Genomic DNA, 4,496 nt, shown 5'->3' with positions numbered 1-4,496 from the left:
CAGCGGGGTACGCTTTCTTGCCTTCTTCTTTGTCGTACAACAAAGAAGAAGGTCGCCCGCCGGGGCGAGACCCGGCCAACGTCACGCCAAGCACGGGAAAGCCGACCAGTAAAGGCTCAACCCCGAAGGTCGAATGACTTCGACCCCACAGGGTGGCCCTCCCCCCCTACAGCATCATCACCACCGACTTGGACTCGGTATACAGATCCAACACCGCACGCCCCATCTCGCGCCCGATGCCCGACTGCTTGTAGCCGCCGAAGGGCATCGCGTTATCGAGGATGTTGTGGCAGTTCACCCAGACGGTGCCCGCCTTGATCTTGGGGATCAGGCGATGCACCCGCGACAGGTCATTGGACCAGATGCTGGCCGCCAGACCGTAGGGGGTGTCGTTGGCGCGACGGGCCACTTCGTCCAGATCGGCGTAGGGCATGGCCACCACCACCGGCCCGAAGATCTCCTCCCGCACCACGCGCATGTCGTCGCGGGTATCCACCAGCACGGTCGGCCTGACGAAGTAGCCCATGCCATCAGCCGCCGTGCCACCCGCCGCCGCCCGCGCGCCCTCGCCCAGGCCGCTGTCGATGTAGCCCAGTACGCGCTGCTGCTGCACGGCCGATACCAGCGGGCCGATCTGGGTGCCCGGATCGATGCCCGGACCGATCTTCATGCCCGCGGCGATGCCCGAGAGCTGCTCCACCACTTCATCGAAACGGCTGCGATGCACGTAGAGGCGCGAGCCCGCCGTGCACACCTGGCCCTGGTTGAAGAAGATCGCCTGGGCCGCCCCGGCGGCCGCCACCGCAGGATCGGCGTCGTCGAGCACGATCACCGGGCTCTTGCCCCCCAGCTCCAGGGACACCCGGGTCATGTTGTCGAGGGCCGCCTTGCCCACCAGCTTGCCGATCTCGGTGGAGCCGGTGAAGGCCACCTTCTCGATGCCCTTGTGGGAAGCCAGCGCAGCGCCTGCCGTATGGCCAAGGCCGGTGACCACGTTGAGCACGCCCGGCGGGTAGCCGGCTTCCTGCACCAGCTCGGCAAAGCGCAGGGCCGTCAGCGGGGTCTCCTCGGCCGGTTTGAGCACCATGGTGCAGCCCGACGCCAGGGCCGGCCCCACTTTCCAGGCGGCCATCAGCAGCGGGAAGTTCCACGGGATGATGGCCCCCACCACGCCCACCGGCTCGCGCCGGGTAAAGCCAAAGAACTCCCGGTCGCGCACCAGGGGCACCGACACCTCCATGGTGGAACCTTCGATCTTGGTGGCCCAGCCGGCCATGTAGCGCAGGAAGTCGATGGACAGGGCCACGTCCACATGGCGTGCCATGGTCACCGGCTTACCGTTGTCGATGGCTTCCAGCTCGGCCATCTCCTGGGCGTTGGCCTCCAGCAGATCTGCCAGGCGCAGCAGCAGGCGCTCCCGATCCACCGGACGCATGCGCGACCACTCGCCCGCCTCGAAGGCGTGGCGGGCGGCGGCCACGGCCCGGTCGATGTCGGCCGCGTCGCCGGCCGGCACGCGGCAGAACACCTCGCCGCTGGCCGGGTCGATCACCGGCAGGGTTTCACCGCTCACCGCCTCCACCCGCTGCCCCCCGATCATCATGCGCTGGGGGGCGTCCAGGAAGGCCGCGGTACCCGCGCCCAGTTCGATGCCATGCAGTTTCTTCATCTATGTCTCCTCTTCTTCGGTCTTGTAGTGGGGGTAAAACGAATTCAATTCAGGTGTCGCCGGGCGTGCCGCGCAGGATGCCGGCGCGGGAACCCGCGGTAGCGCGGGCAATCTCGGCGGCGCCGTCGCCCAGATCCAGCTGCCGCGCCAGGCGGCGCATCAGCGTGCCTTCAAGCTTCTCCAGGCCGTCGGCATAGGCCACCTCCCAGAGCATGGTGAGGATCTCCTGACGCTCGCCCGGTCCGAAGCCGACCCGCACCGCCTCGGCAAACTCCCAGTCGTCCAGGGCTTCGGCGTAGCGCACCTCGGCAATCCCCACCAGCTCCTCGACCCGGTCGGGGGGGAGGTGGAAGCGCGCCATCAGCAGGCGCTTCACGGCCTGGTGTTCGGCCTCGGACGCCACCCGGTCCACGTACATGGTTTCCAGCAGCAGGGCCGCCACGGCGATCAGGCGCCGTTCGAAGGGGCCGCGCTCGGCCGCCTCCGCCTGCACTTCGCCGCGGAGCAGGCCGATCAGTCTTTCCAGCATGGTGTTGTCCTCGATGTCATTTGGCTGCGGCTATTTCGCTGCGGTTTCGCGCAGCACGCCGTTCTGGGCGAGCAGCACCAGGGCCTTGCCGCCCTCGGAAACGGCCGCCACGGCGGCCAGGTTCTGGCGGTCCTCGCGGATGCGCGTGACGAGCTGCCCGTCCTTCGACGTCACCACGGCCCCGCCCGTTCCCACCAGCACCAGCTCGCCATCGGCCCCCTCGACGCCGCCGGTCAGGGCCTGGCTGGTGCCGGTGTCGAGGGCCTTCCAGTGCTTGCCCCCATCGTTGCTCTCCAGCACCCGCCCGCTCATGCCCAGCAGCAGCAGACGGCCGTCACGACGCTGCAGGCCGGACCACAGGGAGCCGGTCACGCCCGTGTCGAGACGCGTCCAGTGCTCGCCCCCATCCTGCGAGGCGAAGGCTGCGCCGCTCTCGCCGGCAGCAAACAGGGCACCCTCTGCGCCGGGGAAAACGTGGTTGAGGTGCAGGTCGGCATCCCGCCCCTGCCCCACCGCCATCGGCGCCCAGGTCTTGCCGCCGTCGGTGGTGCGCAGGGCCGTGCCGTAGGCGCCGACCACGTAGCCGTGTTCGGCGTCGCTGAAATGCACCCCCAGCAGCACCGGCCGGCCTTCGGCCTCGTGCTGGATCTGCCAGGTGTCGCCGCCGTCGGTGGTGGCCAGGATGACGCCCCCGTGGCCCACCGCCCAGCCTGTGCGCGCGTCGGCAAAGCTCACCGCGGTGAGCAGGCCGCTCACCGGCACGCTGCGGGCCTGGGTCCAGGTCTGGCCCCCATCCACCGAGCGCACCACGGTGCCAAAATCGCCCACCGCTACCAGGGCGGGGCCGGCGGTGGCCACCGCCACCAGACCGGCGCGGGTGGCCAGGCGGGCCTGCATGGCCGGGGCCTCGCCGGCCGGTGCGGTGCTGCCACCGGCCGTCGCCATCACCACGCCGGCGGCCAGGGTGGCCACCAGGGCAAGGCTTGCTGTCACTTTCAGTTTCATGGACGGGGTCTCCATCAGTGCATCATCAGCGGCGCACGCACGGGGCCGCGCCGGGGGATCAGGACGTCGATCATCACCGCCAGGGCCGGCAGCAGGGTGATGGCCATGATCATGTTCACCATGAACATGAAGGTCAGCAGCATGCCCATGTCGGCCTGGAACTTGAGGGCCGAGAAGGACCAGGTGGCCACGCCCACCTCGCGCAGGGCCTGCTTGAAGGCGGTGACGATGTCCTCGCCGTGGGACAGGTGCATCTGCAGGCGGTTGTAGATGTAGAAGGCGTAATCCACGCCGATGCCCACCGCCAGCACCATCACCGGCAGCGTCGCCACGGTGAGGCCGATGTCCAGCGACTTCATGAACCAGTAACCGAGGAAGGTGGCCAGGGTGAGGGGCACGCAGCAGGCGATCATGGCGCGCCAGTCGCGATACACCAGGAACACCAGGATCAGGATGGTGGCGTACACATAGAGCATCATCGGCAGCTCGGAGTGCTCCACCACCTCGTTGGTGGCGGCCTGCACGCCGGCGTTGCCGCTGGCCAGGCGCACCGTCACCCCGGGGAAGGGGTTGGCGTCGCGGTACACCTTGACCGCCTCCACCACCTGCTTGATGGTGCTGGCCTTGTGGTCGGCCAGGTAGAGGTTGACCGGCAGCAGGGTGCATTCGGCGTTGTAGAGGCGCAGGCCTTCGGGCACCTGGCGCACGGCTTCGCCGAGGGTCAGCTCCTCCTGGGGCAGCGAGGCCCACTTGGGGTTGCCTTCATTGACCCCCGACGCCGCCAGCTTGGTGAGGGTCGGCAGGGACTGGGCGGAGAGCACACCGGGCACATTGGTGAGGTACCAGGTGAGGCGATCCACGTAGGCCATCACCTCATGCTTGTAGCAGCCGTCCTTGGGTGTTTCCACCACCACGGTGAGCATGTCCAGGCCCAGCCCGAAGCGGCTGACCACGGCCTCCACGTCCTGGTTGTAGCGGGAGTCGTTGTGCAGCTCGGGGGCGCCCGGCAGCACGTGCCCCACGTGGCGGCCCTGGCTCTGCCACACCGCCACGCCCAGCAGCACCAGCCCGACGAGGGTGCCCAGCAAGGCGTTGCGGGGGTTGGCGATGTGCACGCCCAGGCTGGCCATCATGCGGTTGCGCATGGCTTCCATCTTGCCGGCGCGGGCCACGAAGGCTGCATCGAAACTGAAGAAGCTGGCCAGCACCGGCAGCATGATCAGGTTGGTGACGATCTTGTAGGCCACGCCCACCGAGGCGGTGATGGCCAGCTCGCGGATCATCGGGATGGGC

At 68.6% G+C, this 4,496-nt stretch carries 4 protein-coding genes; all 4 read right to left on the bottom strand.

Annotated elements, in window-relative coordinates:
• Positions 1–166 precede the first annotated feature (166 nt).
• Positions 167–1,669 carry an aldehyde dehydrogenase family protein gene (locus ACIQ09_RS21735; protein ID WP_398314432.1) on the bottom strand — a complete coding sequence of 501 codons (1,503 nt, stop codon included), beginning with the start codon at positions 1,667–1,669 and terminating at the stop codon, positions 167–169.
• A 49-nt stretch (positions 1,670–1,718) separates the two neighbouring features.
• Positions 1,719–2,198 (bottom strand): TerB family tellurite resistance protein, encoded by a 480-nt coding sequence (locus ACIQ09_RS21730; RefSeq protein WP_398314430.1) that lies wholly within the window; start codon positions 2,196–2,198, stop codon positions 1,719–1,721.
• Between the two features lie 30 nt (positions 2,199–2,228).
• On the bottom strand, positions 2,229–3,203 hold the full coding sequence (locus tag ACIQ09_RS21725; RefSeq protein WP_398314428.1) for a YCF48-related protein: 975 nt from the start codon (positions 3,201–3,203) through the stop codon (positions 2,229–2,231).
• A 14-nt stretch (positions 3,204–3,217) separates the two neighbouring features.
• The coding region (locus ACIQ09_RS21720) for an RND family transporter (protein WP_398314426.1) at positions 3,218–4,496 on the bottom strand (1,279 nt) is incomplete at its 5' end.

Source organism: Zoogloea sp., from assembly GCF_044344315.1.
Lineage (GTDB): Bacteria > Pseudomonadota > Gammaproteobacteria > Burkholderiales > Rhodocyclaceae > Zoogloea.
The sequence above is the reverse complement of the archived record's forward strand: the minus strand, read 5'-3'. Positions and strand labels throughout refer to the sequence as shown.